The organism is Paenibacillus oenotherae (assembly GCF_019443105.1).
In the GTDB taxonomy this organism is placed as follows: domain Bacteria; phylum Bacillota; class Bacilli; order Paenibacillales; family Paenibacillaceae; genus Paenibacillus_Z; species Paenibacillus_Z oenotherae.
This window is the reverse complement of the sequence record NZ_JAHZIJ010000010.1, coordinates 68,708-83,260: the sequence shown is the minus strand read 5'-3', so window position 1 is coordinate 83,260 and position 14,553 is coordinate 68,708. Positions and strand designations below refer to the sequence as shown.

Genomic DNA, 14,553 nt, shown 5'->3' with positions numbered 1-14,553 from the left:
GCAATGATTGAAATCAGTCCTGGTTATTGATTGTGTGATCTATATGTTATATAATCTAACATATAAGACAGAGGCACAATGAGATAAGAGGAGTGGATGACATGAAATTGTTCATTATGATCATTAACCTATTCGGAGTTGCGATGACAAACGAAGGGAATTGCGATGGTGTAAGCAAACTTAACGACGCTTTCGAGGGTAATGAGAAGTATTGGAAGCCAGTTATCCCTCAAGTTTAAATGCGATAAGCATCTTCTCAGGAGAACCGTAATTAACTTATAAAAAATTAGTCGGCCCCCGCTTCAATAAGCGGGGGCCATTGTGTGTGTTCGCAGCATCCCTTCCATTCACAATCAAACAGCAGGGGCAATATGGCGAACGATATATTTTAGCGTAACGCATTAGTTCATGACTCACTTCACGAAAACAACGAAAGCCCTAATCCTCTCAGTCGTCCTTGCGGTTCCAAGACCGCGCCAGTTTGAATCCGTGTTCCTTCAAGCAGCCGGAATAAAAGGAAAGTGTTAACGGATGGGAGGTGATCCATCATCATAAATCGGGGTTAAACCGAGGGTTACACTAACATACAATCATTAATTATACATAGGATTACTGGAAATGTCAATAAGCAGGCCGCTGCTGCGGTGGCGGGAAATTTTCAGATGCAAAAACGATCAAAGTGCGGGTACAAGGTATGGTATGATTATTGTAATTATTAGTCTCTCTACAGGAGGAAGCATACGCATAATGAACAATAAATTGTCGACTCTCATCATGATACTCCTGATTGCCGTTCTAGCTATATCTGTGGTGCCGAATCGATCCTACGCCGCCAATAATTTGCCAAGCCCCTGGGCAGCTGCCGATATTGAGGAGGCGCAGGATAGCGGGCTAATCCCCTCTAAACTTAATAATCAACTTCAAGGGGCGCTTACCCGAGAGCAATTCAGTCAATTAACGGTTCTTCTCTATACAGCATTAACGAATGTAACGCCATCCACACCGAGGTTGAACCCGTTCAAGGATACGAGCAGCTTCGGTGTGCTGCAAGCTCTTGGGCTTGGTATTGTGAAGGGCACGAGCAGCACGGCCTTCTCGCCGAATGAAGCGGTTACCCGTGAGCAGGCAGCGGTTATGCTTTTCAATACGCTGAAGAGGGCGGGGAGAGAAGACAAGCTGGTCTATGATGGTATATCTGTTCCGGTATTCGCCGATGCCGCCAGGCTGTCAGGATGGTCCCGCGCTGCTGTTGAAACGCTGAGCGCTCTGAAGCTGATGAAGGGTGAACAGCGCGGCAGCAGTTTGCGGTTTATGCCGCAGATGTCGATTACCCGCGAGCAGGGGATTGTTCTTGCGAACCGCATTTATAAGCAGTTTGGAGTTTACTATGTCAATGACGAGCATGATCTGCTGAAGGTGCCGGGCCAAGCATTGCCGGTCGAAATGAATAATGATCGGGCCAAGCAAGTCTATGCCAAGGCTGAGGCGATTCTAAAAGAAATTATTCAGCCTGACATGACGGAATATGAGACTGAGCTGGCCATTCATGATTATCTTCTGCTGAATATTGCGTATGATTATGAGAACTATAAGAAGGATAGTGTGCCGGAAGATTCTTATACGATGTACGGAGCGCTCATAGGCGGGATCGCTGTCTGCCAGGGCTATGCCTACTCAGCCCAATTGCTGCTGGAGATGGCTGGCATTGAAGCGCATGTTGTGACGGGAACGGCTAATGGAATCGCTCATGCATGGAATAAGGTGAAGATTGGCGGCGAATATTACAACCTCGATGTGACATGGGATGATCCCGTTCCCGATGTGTCTGGCAGGGTAACATACGGATATTTCAATGTGACAGATGAGGAACTGAGCAAGGATCATAAGTGGAGCGACAAGCTCCCTGCGGCGAAGAGTGTCACGTATAATTATTTTGCGTATAACGGGCTGACAGTCGGCACTCCTGCTGAATTCGAAGCTCGCATTGCCAGTGCGATAAAATCCGGAATGAACGCCATCACGCTCAAAAGAATGTACAAGGCTGAGGAGGCTGCTACCGATTGGAGCCGTCTCATCGGACCATTCACGGAAGTGGCCAAATATTCGGTTGCAACAGATCAGAGCGGCGTAATAACTGTTGCCTTTACGTATCGGTAGATTGGCGGCTGCTGGAGAATATCAAAACCATAAACGTCGAATATGCCTGCGAAACTGCAGCCTTTCTCTCGTACCAGCCAGGTCGATGCTGAAATGCATGCCGAAGCGCAGGCATTTGGCTGTATATGGCCCTTATCGGCCAGTTCTTCCTCATATTCCTGCATTATCGCAGGTATTGTACGGCCTAAGGCTTCCTTTAATCGGAATTCCTGTACCTTCGCAGGCTTCATCATCTACACGCTCTTATACTTCCAGGTAATGAAGCCAATTCCGCCGACCTTCGCGTTTGGGACCCAGGAAATTTGTTATGTATCCCCGTTATAGCGACTCAACTGCCCAGTCCATAGAGAAATCATTGGTACGCGGCAGGGCCGGGTGCATGGAGCGGGCTGCATGGAGCAGATAAGCGGGTTCAACCTTGATGGAGTTTGTCTGCTCCAACAAATTGTCATGTTTGCCAAGTCGCCGCAGTGTATCGAGATCGCGTCCATACAGTGCGGCATCCCAGCGTACGCGGGAGATCACGCTTCCGGTCACCTGGGCCGGGAATCCCGTCGCCCGATGTATGAGCTGTGAAGCTGCGAACGGCTCCGCCCGCAGAAATCGATGGGCGCGAATATGTGCTTTTAAGTAAGCGATAGCAGCATCTTCATGATTGCGTACCCATTCCCCGTCCGCCACGACTCCGGTCAAGTAATCCTCTCTTCCTTCGAGGTTCCCAGTCTCAATTGGTCTGCCGGCTCCTAAGTATTGCAGCAGGCTGATGTAAGGCTCCCACATAGCACTCGCGCTAACCGTCCGCTTCAGGATACCGTCCAGACATTCACGCATTCCCTTGGCGACAATGGGTTCGACGCCGGGGAGATTGGTGGCTGTCAGCAGTTTGCGCAGCCGGCAGCCGGCGCTTGAATGCGGCACTGTCGATACGGCCGATGCGTCGAGAGCAGACAGATTAGGAGTGCAATCTCCCTCCGGAACGACTACTTCGATACCTTGTCCTCCCGCAGTCTTGCCATCGAAGGCAATCAGCATGGATTGATAGCCCGGCAGCAGTCGGCTTAGTTGTTGGCTGACGATAATGGGATAATCTCCGAGCGAGGCGATATGGACCCGCCCGGCAATCATGCCTTCCACCAGCTCTAGTCCGCTGGGAGCGTCGAGCCATTGAACGCGATAACGCCCGAATGGCCGGATGGAGCGAAGCTCCTCTTCGAACAGACCGAGCTCCCGAATTATGAGCGGACTCCACATATGGGCGGTACCGCTTTGATAGCCGACCACAATCGTGACGGGCGCAGAAGGATTGTCCGCAGCTGCTGTCCGTTCAGATGCCTTCGTTCCTGATCGGGGCTCCGCCATGATGAGATGACTGCGCATCCACGCTGTGAGAGCATTCTGGTCGAACAAGACCTCTTTGCCGATCTTCACATAAGGGAGCTGCTTGGTGCTTCTCCAGCGATCTATGGTGGATCTGCTGACTCCGAGCAAGTCCATGGCGTCCTGCATATGGAGCAGTGTGAATGGGTTGTCTTTCATGGCAGACACTTCCCTCCTTTTATTCTTATTATTCCGATGCAATAAGTATACTATATAACATCATCATATCGATAAGTCGGCAAATATTCAATACGGTTGAAAGGGTCAGGGCAGGGCGTATAGAGTTGAAAAATAAGGGTTTCATCCGCATTGCTCCTCATTCGTGCGCAATGTTCGTCCCTTCGTTGACAGTGGTTTGGGGGGGTGCTAAAGTTAGCGCCATAAACCCGATGGAACAACTGGGGATTATAAGTAGAGTCTACCGGTCAGCCGGAGACACAGAGGCATTCGCTGAAGCGGGCGAGTCTCTGTGTCTTCTTTTTTTATCCTCCCTTACGAAAGGATGAATTCCAATATGGAAACAAGAATGTACGAAACGGATGTGCTTATTATCGGGGGTGGCACAGCAGGAACAATGGCTGCGATAAAGGCCAAGCAGGCTCAGCCTCAGCTGAATGTGCTGGTGCTGGATAAGGCCGATATTCGCCGAAGCGGGGCCATAAGCATGGGGATGGATGGGCTCAATAATGCCGTTGTGCCGGGGAAAGCGACACCTGAGGAGTATACGCTTGAGATAACGGAATCCAATGACGGCATCATTGACCAGCGGGCGGTATATCGGCAGGCCAGCGAATGTTATCCCATCATACAGGAGCTGGACAGCTGGGGGGTTGACTTCGAGAAGGATGCCGAGGGCAATTACGAGGTGTACCGTGTTCACCGCAAAGGGAGGTACGTGCTGCCGATGCCCAAAGCAAGCAACCTGAAGCTGATTCTGGCGAAGAAGGTCAAGCAGCACCGCTGCAAAGTCATCAACCGTGTCATGGCGACAAGGCTGCTGACAGAAGGCAATCAAGTCGTCGGAGCGCTCGGGCTCGATGTGAATTCCGGCGAGCTGGTAATTGTCAAGGCGAAGGCGGTAGTTCTCACCGCAGGCGCAGCGGGGCGAATGGGGCTTACCGACTCGGGTTATCTGTACAGCACCTACGAGAATCCGACTAATTCCGGAGAAGGCTTCGCGATGGTTTACCATGCCGGGGCAGAGCTGACTGGGATCGAGTGTTATCAGATCAATCCGACGATGAAGGATTATAACGGCCCTGCCTGTGCGTACGTAGCCGGTCCGTTCGGCGGCTACACGGCGAATGCCAAGGGAGAGCGGGTGACAGGGTGCGACTATTGGAGCGGCGAGCTCATTATGAACATGTGGAAGCTTGCCAACAAGGGTGAATGGCCGCTCTTTCTGAAGCTGACGCATCTGGATGACGAGACGGTGAGCAAGATCGAAGCGATCCTTCACCATAATGAACGCCCAAGCCGTGATCTGTTCCATGCCGGGCGCGGCAAAGATTATCGCACAGACATGGTGGAGCTGAATTTCTCCGAGGTCGGCCTGTGCAGCGGGCACAGCGCGTCCGGCGTCCTCGTCAATCACGAAGCGGAAACTTCGCTTCGCGGATTATACGCGGCAGGGGACATGGCCTGCGTGCCGCATCAATATTTGCTTGGCGCCCTGACGTTCGGCAAGATTGCAGGCGTCAATGCGGCAGCATTCGCTGCCAGCACGGCGAGGGTGGAGCCGAACCAGGGGCAGATAGAGGCAGAGCGGAAGCGGATTGAAGCGCTGTCTGCGAATGCCGATGGCGTACCGCATCAGCAGGTGGAGTACAAAATCCGCCGTATTGTAACGCAGTACCTTATGCCGCCCAAGACGACAACGAAGATGGAGCTTGCGCTGGAGAAGATCCGGCATTTCCGCAAGGAGGACTTGAAGCTGCTTGGCGCGCGTGATCCGCATGAACTTGGCCGTGCCCTGGAGATTCACAGCATCGTCGATTGTGCGGAGATGATGGCAAGCGCATCGCTGTTCCGCAAAGAAAGCCGATGGGGCTTCTACCACTATTATTTGGATTATCCTGAACGGGATGATGCCAACTGGATGAAGCGGGTTATCGTCAAGAAAGGCGGGGACGGCGAGATTGAGCTGTCTACGAAGGAGCTTCCGCCTTATGTATTGGAGACTAGAACTGGAGTTGCAGGAGGGACAACGGCATGAGCAACTATTCCGCCCATTATGTTCAGCAGCGTGCAGAGGCGAGCGTCATCATCGACCGCGACAAATGCATCGGCTGCGATATATGCGTGCAGGTATGCCCGATGGGCATTCTGGCGCTCGACAAGGACGGCAAGGCCTATATGAAATACGATGAATGCTGGTATTGCACACCTTGCCAGACGGATTGTCCGGTTGATGCTGTCCGTGTTCATATTCCGTATTTGGTTCGATGATCGCAGGATGATTTTTTTATGAAAGGAAGGTTGTCTGTCTATGGAAAACCGGGCTCGAAAGCTGATGATAGTGCTAGCTTCTCTTGGCGCAGCTCTCCTCTTGATTCAGGGCTGCTCTACGGAAGGCGGTGAGAAACCCCCGATCGGCAAGGCAGATGGAGTGGAGAATAAGCAGGCGACGATTACGATTGGTTATCAGTCCCCGACCGCCCAGACTTGGGGAGCGCTTGTCATTAAGAATAAGCAATTATTCGAGAAGCATCTCAAGGAGCTGGCCCCAAGCGACAAGGTCACGGTTGAATGGTTCGACGCTCCGGCCGGGTCTGTTCTCAACAACAATATGAACGGTGGCAAAATCCAGCTGTCATTCCTTGGCGATATGCCATCCCTGCTTAATGGTGTGATGGGCATCAGCCAGGCGAATTACCGCTCAGTCTTCCTGGCCATAGACGGCAAAGGCAAGGGCGGACGGAATCAAGCCATCGTTGTCCCGAATGGAAGCGGCATTGGAAGGATCGAAGATCTGGCAGGCAAGACCGTCTCGACGCCGATCGGAAGCAGCTCTCACCGGATGCTGCTGGAAGCGCTGAGGAAGAAGGATTTGGTTGATGAGGTCACAATTGTTGACCAGTCCGTCACAATCGGCATGCAGAGCATCGAGCAGAATAAGATCATTGCGCATTCTACGTGGGAGCCTTATCCCAGCTTGATTCAGCATCGCGGCATCGGCCAGCTTCTGCTGCCGGGAGAGGCGACGGAGATTGATTATTTGACCGGAGTTGTGGCGAATCGTGATTGGGTGGAGGCGAACAAGAGCTATGCGCTTGCCTTTCTCAGGGCACTTCATGAGGCTCATGTCTTTATTGCCGAGCACCCGGATGAGACGGTTGAAATATTCCAGGCAGAGAGCAAGTTTCCGCGCGAGGTATGTCAGCGTATGGTGGACCATATCCGCTTTGATGCGGTGATCTACAATAAGGATGTTGCGACACTAACCGGCAGTGCTGAATTTCTGGCGGAGATCGGCAAGCTGAAGAAGAAGCTGCCGTTGGAATCATTCATTGATGACAGCTATCTGCGTGAAGCTCTTGCATCCCAAGGCAAGGCCTATCTGACTGATCAGGAGCTGCAGGGAGATTGGATTGAGGGGAAGGTCTATTGAGATGGGGGGCGAGATGGGAGTAGAACGCCAAGCCCAAGCCGTACTTCCTCTGGGATGGAAGAACGCAAAGAAGCGGAAGCGCGCGACTGCGTACGCGGTGCGCACCGCTTCTGTACTGCTCTTCCTCTTGGCCTGGCATGTGCTCGTGCATTACAACATTCAGTATCCGCTGCAATTCGGCAACCTGCCGAAGCCGCTTGATATTCTGGGGGCATGGCGCGTTGATCTGATGAAGCAGCAGTATTACAACGATATTCTGGCCAGCGTTTTCAGGGTTGCTGCCGGCATTCTGCTGGGCCTCGCCTTTGCGGTTCCGCTGGGGCTGTGGATAGGCCTGTCACCGAGAGCGAGCGATCTGCTGTTTCCTAATCTGGAGCTGTTTCGCCCCATCCCTCTCATCGCTTATCTGCCTGTTGCGATGCTGCTTTTCACAACGATAGAAAGCAGCATTATATTTATTACCTTTGTGGGTGCATTCTTCCCCATTCTATTGTGCTGTCGGGATGCGGCAAGGCAGGTGCCGCAGTCGCTTGTTCAGGCGGCACATTGCCTGGGATGCGGTCCGATTCGTGTTGTGTGGAAAATTTATCTGCCTGCGATGGCGCCTGGTATTTTTACTGGTTTGTCGGTAGGAATCGGTGCTTCGTGGATGGGTGTCATTACAGGCGAGATGATGTCCGGGCAGACAGGAATCGGGTATGCAACATGGCAGGCTTACCATCTGCTGGATTATAACGAATCGATCATTGGCATGTTCTCTATCGGGCTGCTTGGCTACGCCTCTTCGGCGTTGGTAAGAGCAGTAGAGCGCACAGTCATCCGCTGGAAGTGAGAACAGGCCGCCACGGTGCCGATGGCATTAGCGGGCACTGCAAGTGAAATATATGCAGGACGATGAGAGGGGCGGGATGGGATGCGAATAGATATCGACAGGGTATCCAAGACCTATCAGGCAGGAACGGGCATGAAGATAACGGCGCTCGATAGCATCTCCCTTCGTGTAGATTCAGGAGAATTCATCTGTATTGTTGGACCTTCCGGCTGCGGCAAGAGCACGCTATTGAAGCTGATAGGAGGGATCGAGCAGCCCGATGCAGGTGCTGTGAGATGTGATGATGTGCCTGTCGGCGCACCGTCCACGGATCGGGGGTTTATTTTTCAAGATTATGCCCTCTTCCCTTGGCTGACGGTGAGACAAAATATCGCATTTGGCTTGACGATCAAAGGCTGCTCCCGCCAGGAGCGGAAGCTGCGGATTGACGAATACTTGCGCTTTATGGGACTGACCGGAGCGGGCTCGCTGTATCCTGGCCAGCTGTCAGGAGGGATGCGCCAGCGTGTAGCCTTGGCCAGAGCATTATGCCTGCGGCCGAAGCTGCTGCTCATGGATGAGCCGTTCGCAGCGCTTGATGTGCTGCTGCGGCAGAGGCTTCAGGAGGAGCTGGTCCGCATCTGGCAGACGGAACGGATGACCTACCTGCTCGTGACGCATGATGTGGAGGAAGCGCTGTTCCTGGCTGACCGGATCGTTATTATGAGTCCGCATCCCGGCAGGATTCGCTCTATCTTGCCCATCAAGCTGGCTAGGCCGAGGAGACGGACAAGCGCGGAGTTCATTCATCTGCGCCAGCATATTATGCAGCTGCTGGAAGTGGGGACCGCTGAAGCCCGGGAGGAGCGAACGGCGGCGCTCGTCCTTCCTTGATTGATTCGCCGAATGAAGCAATGCTACAATGGGGAATAAAACCGGGATGAGGAAGAGTCGGTATGATTCGCACACTCATTGTAACGAAAAATCATGAAATCTATGAGAATATCCCGCTGCAGGATATAGACCGGAATGAGGTCAGCTGGTTCTGGGCTGATTTCAGCGAGCCTTCAGAGGCGGAATCGAAGCTGCTGGACGAGTATTTTCATTTCCATCCGCTGGCGATCGAGGACTGTCTCATGTTTCTGCAACGGCCGAAGATGGATCATTATACGGATGTTCATTTTTTCGTGCTGCATGCTCTTAATGAAGGAACGCTGCAGGCCGAAGAGGTGGACATGTTCATCGGACGCGGCTACCTCGTTACCTTCCATCTGCAGCCGCTGAAGGTGATTGACGAGGCTTGGTCGAAGGTGGGAATTATGCCGCCGCCGCAACCGTACGGTTATTTGCAGGCTGCCTATACTGTTATCGATAAAATGGTAGACCACTATTTTCCCGCTGTCTATGCGATTGAGGATCAGTTGCTCGAATTCGATACCTCCGATGACAGCCGCACAGACCAGAGCGCCCTGAGCCAGGTGTTCCAGACGAGAACGAAGCTGCTCAAGCTTCGCAAAACCATTATTCCGATGAGAGACCTGCTGTATCGCATTATTAATTCACAGCGCATTGAGGGGCTGCAGGAGTATCTGGTATTCTTCACCGATATTCATGATCATCTGCTCAAGCTGTCGGAGATGGTCGATTCCAACCGCGATATGACCTCGGATATGAGGGATCATTATATGTCGCTCAGCTCAAACCGGATGAATACGATCATGAAGACGCTGACTGTTATTACGACGATCTTCATGCCGCTTACATTCATCGCGGGGATATACGGCATGAATTTTGACCGTATGCCAGAGCTGAATTGGCCGTTCGGATATTATATCGTGCTGGGAATTATGGGCGGTCTGGGGCTTGGGATGTTCCTCTGGTTCAAGGTGAAGGGCTGGTTCAAATAATCGATTCTACTATCAGGAAAGAACGGATGGTTGCAGCAATGCACAGGTACATGAACCAGGAGACGAGCCTGCAGGCCAGCGTCTCAGAGAAGTTGTCCCGCGAATATTTGTACGCGGTCGCTTATCATGAGGATGAGGCGGAATTGTGCGCGATGGAGCTGCGGGCCTTATTCGGAAGTATCGCCGAGGGCGGCTGCCTGATCAGCGATAGGGATGTCGGGCTTGGCCGGAGTCCCTTTATCCGGTACAAGCTGGCGATCCGGGCTCAAGGCGCGGATGTTGCAAGCATTGCGGAATACGCAGCAGGAATAGGGCTGAACAAGGCGACCTTCAAGGTATGCTTTATAGATACCGACGGCAGTGTGTCCTATGAGGACAAGAGAGCGGCTGAACGGCAGATTGGGCGGAGCATACAGGGGCAAGCCGAGATGAGGACGCCGGAGCGTTTGTTCGGAGTGGCTTATGCGCACGGCAAGTGGCTGTTCGGGGAATACAGGAAGAGCGAGCCGGAGTGGCTGAAGCATAATGAGAAGCCTCGGCCATATTCAACGGCATTAAGCACACGGGTAGCCAGAGCGATCGTGAACATAGCCGTTCCGCAGCCGGAAGGCGTGCGCGTCATTGATCCCTGCTGCGGTATCGGCACGGTCGTTATAGAAGCAACAGCAATGGGGATTGATATTGCCGGAGCAGATATCAATCCCCTCGCAGTTCGCGGCGCGCGGATTAATCTGGCGCATTTCGGCATGCCGGACGTCGTCCGGCTTGCGGATATGCGTACATTGACGGGACGTTACGATACGGCGATCATTGATCTGCCTTATAATTTATGCTCCAAAATGTCGGTCGAAGAACGGCTGTCCATGCTTCAGAGCGGGGCCAGACTAGCAGACAGGCTGCTCATCGTCACAACGGAAGCAGTCGATGCGTCTATCGGGCAAGCCGGCTTGCAGATTCTGGACCGCTGCATTGTCCGCAAAGGGCGGTTCGAACGGCAAATTCTGCTCTGCAGAAGCGGCGAACAAGGCGGAGCCTGATTGTGCTGCTTGCGGGAGCCCGGGTTGCTGAATTGGCTTATTCCGCGAGCTGATAACCGATGGACAGCGACGCCTCCAGCGTCTCCTCCGCCCCGATCATTGGCAGTTCATCCTTGCGGTTGAGCTCGGCATTAAGCGCCATCCATGGCTCGACGCATACGAACGGTTTGCCGTCCACCTGCCAGAGCACGACATATTTGAAGAGATCACTGTATTTCATCCAGATCGTGCCGCTGTCTGGGGCAGGGAATGCGATTGTGGGCTGCTGCGCATCCAGCAAGGCGACGGATTCCTTCAACCCTTCAATGGAGAGGGGGCCGTCAATCGCTTTGACCGTGTGGTCGTTATAATCGAGATAGCGCGTTGCGTCGGTTGCATATACGAGCTGTTTGGAGTTGGTGCGGAAGTAAGGATGGAATCCGGCATATAATGGCATGCTGCGGTTCGACAGATTGCGGTAAAGCTGTCTGATATGAAGCACACCGTCCTTCAAGGCATACGTAAACAGCAGCTCGAAGTCAAAAGGATACTCCAGCCGCGTGCTGTCATCGCTGCGCAGCCGCAGCGTCACGGCAGCCTCGTCCTTCTCCGAGGTGGAGACGACCTCCCATGGGCGGTTGCGTGCAACGCCGTGATTGCGCATCGTATAGGACTTGCTTTCCCATTCGTAGCGGCCGTTCTCAAGCTGGCCGGAGATGGGGAACAGCACGGGATTCCCACCGCGAATGTTCGCTGCCGGATCCAGGAGGGTATCCTCCTCCATGTAGAACAGTTCTACGCCGTTCAGCAGGCAGCTTGTAGCGATGCCGCCCCGCTGCGGACAGATCGTCACAGATGAGTTCGTGCGCTCTTCCTTCAGTGTGTAGAACGTATAGGCGCTCTCGTATTTCGCTACTTCATAAGGGTTCATCTTAGTACCTCCGGGGGAGTGGAATAATAGACATCGGCTTATATAGCATACCATTTTAACCTAATGCTCTAAAGTGCCGGTTGCAAAAAACCGATACAAAACCTATCGGCTAGATAGAACGTCGCCGATGACGCGATAACAACCCAGGAGGATGAACATAATGGACATCCAAAGCATCAGCGCGGCAGCATCGGGACAAGCAATGGCGCAGCTGAAGCAGCAGGCGGGAATCGCTGTAATGGCGAAATCGCTGGATAATATGCAGCTTCAAGGCCAACTGCTCATCAAGATGATGGAGCAGAGCGTACAACCCCACTTGGGCGGTAATCTCGATATCCGCCTGTAATACGCTGTCACAGCAAGAAGGAGCGGCTACCCCTCTGTCGTCTAGACAGAAGAGCAGCCGCTCCTTCTTCATGTGCGCAACGCATCCTGAATATACTCAGGGAGTGCAAACGCGGAACGCGCAATAGCTTTGTTCATATAACGTGTACCAGCTGGCAGTTTGTCTGTATTTGCTGCAAGCGGATCATGGCGCTTCGAGGCTACAGTGAAGCTCCAGATGCCTCCAGGGAAGGATGGAATAGAAGTTACATAGGTTCTAACGATGGGGAATAGGGACTGGAGTCGATGATAGGTCGTCTTCAGTCCCTTCATATCGAAGAAGGGAGAGCCGGACTGAAAGACGGCGATGCCATCATAGCTCAAGCTGCTGTAAACATGCTGATAGAAGGCTCTGGAATACAGCACAGCAGCTGGTCCGAAGGGATCTGAACGATCGATCAGCAGGACATCAATCCGTTCGCGCTGCTTCTGAATCCAGCGTGCGCCATCCTCGTGGAAGATTGTGATGCGCGGATCAAGCGCGGCGGCACGGCTTCGATTGAACAACCGCTGGCATACATCCGTTACGCGGGGATCAATCTCTACGACATCGATGCGCTTAATGTCCGGATATCTTGCCGCTTCACGCGCGGGCCCGCAATCCCCGCCGCCAATCATGGCCACATATTGCGGATTGGGGTGCGTCAGCAGCCCGATATGCGAGATCATTTCATTGTATATATAACCGTCCTTCTCCGTTATTTGCGGTACACCATCCAGCACAAGCATCCGTCCAAAGGCGGATGTCTCTGCAACGCTAATCTCCTGGTAGGCAGAACGTTCAAAGTGAAGCAGCCGGTTGATCCGGTAACCGACCTCCATATGGAGCTCAGGCAGATCATCCCACAGCCATAGCTCGTTCTCATCCTTTTCATAACCCAGAAGAAGGTCATCATCCGCCATAGCTGTCATCCTCTCCTTCTGTCCACTCATGCATGCGTGCCAGCAGCAGTCCTTGCGATTGATCATTGCTGCCCGTTACAAACTCAGACATATAGTAGGACAGATAATCGCCATAGTGGCAATCCTGCCCGTATTCCTCCAGCAGTTCGTCTACCCAATAGACACCCGGAGCGATGGAATCCAGCAGGAGGGTGCCTAATGCGCCATATACGCCGCAGGCGACCTGCCAATAGGTTGCGTTCGTCCCGAACAGCGGGTAGATTGCTTCACTGCTGGTAACGTTGTACATATATCGCTCCTTGTCCTTGTAGACAAGCAGTACGCCGACCAGGTCGGCTCCGGACAGCGCTCCATCGGCAGGATCCAGCAGCTTGTGCTTCCAATTCCACAGCACATCAGGGTTGTCCAGATGGTCCCTTAGAATGGAGGTGGTCACATCGTTCACCTTATATATAAATCCACTCTCTACTCCGTACAGCCGGGCGAGCGTTATGCTCTCCTCATGCGGCATCAAGCAGCCTTGAAACTGTATCGGGCCAAGCGTAACGTCGAACAGCAGCTCGTAAGGCGTATTGTAGAGGAAGAGCGGGGTTTTGTTCGAAGCGATCAGAGGGTAGTTGAGAACGGCCTCGTCGAGAAAACAATCCGGTGACCAGGTACAGTAGATCGTCTCCGGTGCGGCAAGCGAAGGATCGGCGTAGAAGGTGTTGTCGTGCTCGACAATGTAGCAGCCCAGCGGGCGCTCCTCGGGATGGAGACGCATGAGCTTATGCGCCATCCACTGGACGACACCGGGGTTCATCCCGGATCCGACAATCGCCTTCATACGGGTGAAGTTATCCCGGGCCTCTTCAAACCGGATCGAGCGTTCGATCAGCGTAAACCCTTCAAGCTCCGGCGTATCATCTACCTCCTGGTTCTCCAGCGCCGTGTTGATATAGGCAATGCCAAGCTTATCGCAGCAGGACATGACGTTCACCGTATCCGCCCATGACAAATCAATGACCAGCTTCGTGCCGGTCCCTTGCAGATGCCGGGACAGCCGCCTGCTGTCATTCAAGTCGAATTGGTGGAGTTTCATATTGCCTGCCAGATTCGGAAAGCTGCTGCTGTAGTAAGAGAAGGGGCGTTGATGCTGGTCAATGCAATGGATTCGGCTGCCTGCAAGCTGATGATGCAGCGGACTGCCGGAATCGGCTGCGGAGTGGTTCAGGATGGATAATACCGCTTTTGCGACACCGCCGCCACTGCCGAATAGCGTAATAACCAGTTGTTCTTCCATGGGATGCTTCCTCCTTGTCAAACAAATGTTCATACAGCTTATGAGTGAAAAGTGGGACGCGCCTGCGTCGAATGACAGGCGTCTAACATCCAAGCTGTACGCAATAGGAAAGTGATACTTGCGGATAAGCAAATGCAGAGAGGCATATGGTTACAGGCTGGCGTGCAGTCCTGTA

The 14,553-nt window shown here is 53.1% G+C and carries 13 protein-coding genes; 9 read left to right on the top strand and 4 right to left on the bottom strand.

Translation table 11 applies throughout. The annotated features are described in order from the left end of the window. Nucleotides 1-747 precede the first annotated feature (747 nt). Nucleotides 748-2,157, top strand: coding sequence for a transglutaminase domain-containing protein (locus tag K0T92_RS14985; protein ID WP_219873292.1), 1,410 nt, complete (start codon nucleotides 748-750; stop codon nucleotides 2,155-2,157). Between the two features lie 318 nt (nucleotides 2,158-2,475). Here the strand turns inward: K0T92_RS14985 and K0T92_RS14980 are convergent, their stop codons facing one another. After that, nucleotides 2,476-3,693 (bottom strand): helix-turn-helix domain-containing protein, encoded by a 1,218-nt coding sequence (locus K0T92_RS14980; RefSeq protein ID WP_219873291.1) that lies wholly within the window; start codon nucleotides 3,691-3,693, stop codon nucleotides 2,476-2,478. 355 nt (nucleotides 3,694-4,048) lie between these two features. Between K0T92_RS14980 and K0T92_RS14975 the strand changes: the two genes are divergently transcribed. From K0T92_RS14975 to K0T92_RS14945, 7 genes are all read left to right on the top strand, one after another. Then, entirely contained in the window at nucleotides 4,049-5,749 is a 1,701-nt protein-coding gene (locus K0T92_RS14975; protein WP_219873290.1) for a fumarate reductase/succinate dehydrogenase flavoprotein subunit, read from the top strand. After that, a complete protein-coding gene (locus tag K0T92_RS14970; RefSeq protein ID WP_219873289.1) occupies nucleotides 5,746-5,982 on the top strand; it encodes a 4Fe-4S dicluster domain-containing protein in 237 nt (78 codons plus the stop codon). The genes K0T92_RS14975 and K0T92_RS14970 overlap by 4 nt, the downstream gene beginning before the upstream one ends. Before the next feature lie 40 nt (nucleotides 5,983-6,022). Further along, a complete protein-coding gene (locus K0T92_RS14965; protein WP_219873288.1) occupies nucleotides 6,023-7,144 on the top strand; it encodes an ABC transporter substrate-binding protein in 1,122 nt (373 codons plus the stop codon). Between the two features lie 13 nt (nucleotides 7,145-7,157). Further along, nucleotides 7,158-7,976, top strand: a complete 819-nt coding sequence (locus K0T92_RS14960) for an ABC transporter permease (protein ID WP_219873287.1) — start codon at nucleotides 7,158-7,160, stop codon at nucleotides 7,974-7,976. An 81-nt stretch (nucleotides 7,977-8,057) separates the two neighbouring features. After that, nucleotides 8,058-8,849 (top strand): ABC transporter ATP-binding protein, encoded by a 792-nt coding sequence (locus K0T92_RS14955; protein ID WP_219873286.1) that lies wholly within the window; start codon nucleotides 8,058-8,060, stop codon nucleotides 8,847-8,849. A 62-nt stretch (nucleotides 8,850-8,911) separates the two neighbouring features. Further along, nucleotides 8,912-9,862 carry a magnesium/cobalt transporter CorA gene (gene corA / locus K0T92_RS14950; protein WP_219873285.1) on the top strand — a complete coding sequence of 317 codons (951 nt, stop codon included), beginning with the start codon at nucleotides 8,912-8,914 and terminating at the stop codon, nucleotides 9,860-9,862. A 26-nt stretch (nucleotides 9,863-9,888) separates the two neighbouring features. Continuing rightward, nucleotides 9,889-10,899, top strand: coding sequence for a TRM11 family SAM-dependent methyltransferase (locus tag K0T92_RS14945; RefSeq protein ID WP_246628174.1), 1,011 nt, complete (start codon nucleotides 9,889-9,891; stop codon nucleotides 10,897-10,899). Nucleotides 10,900-10,936: 37 nt separating this feature from the next. Here K0T92_RS14945 and K0T92_RS14940 read toward each other — a convergent pair whose 3' ends face one another. Next, on the bottom strand, nucleotides 10,937-11,809 hold the full coding sequence (locus K0T92_RS14940; protein WP_219873284.1) for an aldose epimerase family protein: 873 nt from the start codon (nucleotides 11,807-11,809) through the stop codon (nucleotides 10,937-10,939). Nucleotides 11,810-11,969: 160 nt separating this feature from the next. Here K0T92_RS14940 and K0T92_RS14935 point away from each other — a divergent pair, with 160 nt between their 5' ends. Beyond that, nucleotides 11,970-12,155 carry a YjfB family protein gene (locus K0T92_RS14935; protein WP_219873283.1) on the top strand — a complete coding sequence of 62 codons (186 nt, stop codon included), beginning with the start codon at nucleotides 11,970-11,972 and terminating at the stop codon, nucleotides 12,153-12,155. 68 nt (nucleotides 12,156-12,223) lie between these two features. On the opposite strand, the gene speE is transcribed toward K0T92_RS14935, so the two are convergent. Both speE and K0T92_RS14925 read right to left on the bottom strand, forming a co-directional pair. Further along, entirely contained in the window at nucleotides 12,224-13,096 is an 873-nt protein-coding gene (gene speE, locus K0T92_RS14930) for a polyamine aminopropyltransferase (RefSeq protein ID WP_219873282.1), read from the bottom strand. After that, entirely contained in the window at nucleotides 13,086-14,378 is a 1,293-nt protein-coding gene (locus tag K0T92_RS14925; protein ID WP_219873281.1) for a Rossmann-fold NAD(P)-binding domain-containing protein, read from the bottom strand. The genes speE and K0T92_RS14925 overlap by 11 nt, the downstream gene beginning before the upstream one ends. Nucleotides 14,379-14,553 lie beyond the last annotated feature (175 nt).

Bases quoted from the DNA above. Each gene is read 5' to 3' on its own strand.
- K0T92_RS14935 (WP_219873283.1), top strand. From the start codon at position 11,970: ATGGACATCCAAAGCATCAGCGCGGCAGCATCGGGACAAGCAATGGCG.
- K0T92_RS14960 (WP_219873287.1), top strand. From the start codon at position 7,158: ATGGGAGTAGAACGCCAAGCCCAAGCCGTACTTCCTCTGGGATGGAAG.
- K0T92_RS14980 (WP_219873291.1), bottom strand. From the start codon at position 3,693: ATGAAAGACAACCCATTCACACTGCTCCATATGCAGGACGCCATGGAC.
- K0T92_RS14925 (WP_219873281.1), bottom strand. From the start codon at position 14,378: ATGGAAGAACAACTGGTTATTACGCTATTCGGCAGTGGCGGCGGTGTC.
- speE (WP_219873282.1), bottom strand. From the start codon at position 13,096: ATGGCGGATGATGACCTTCTTCTGGGTTATGAAAAGGATGAGAACGAG.
- K0T92_RS14985 (WP_219873292.1), top strand. From the start codon at position 748: ATGAACAATAAATTGTCGACTCTCATCATGATACTCCTGATTGCCGTT.
- K0T92_RS14955 (WP_219873286.1), top strand. From the start codon at position 8,058: ATGCGAATAGATATCGACAGGGTATCCAAGACCTATCAGGCAGGAACG.
- K0T92_RS14970 (WP_219873289.1), top strand. From the start codon at position 5,746: ATGAGCAACTATTCCGCCCATTATGTTCAGCAGCGTGCAGAGGCGAGC.
- K0T92_RS14965 (WP_219873288.1), top strand. From the start codon at position 6,023: ATGGAAAACCGGGCTCGAAAGCTGATGATAGTGCTAGCTTCTCTTGGC.
- corA (WP_219873285.1), top strand. From the start codon at position 8,912: ATGATTCGCACACTCATTGTAACGAAAAATCATGAAATCTATGAGAAT.
- K0T92_RS14940 (WP_219873284.1), bottom strand. From the start codon at position 11,809: ATGAACCCTTATGAAGTAGCGAAATACGAGAGCGCCTATACGTTCTAC.
- K0T92_RS14945 (WP_246628174.1), top strand. From the start codon at position 9,889: ATGGTTGCAGCAATGCACAGGTACATGAACCAGGAGACGAGCCTGCAG.
- K0T92_RS14975 (WP_219873290.1), top strand. From the start codon at position 4,049: ATGGAAACAAGAATGTACGAAACGGATGTGCTTATTATCGGGGGTGGC.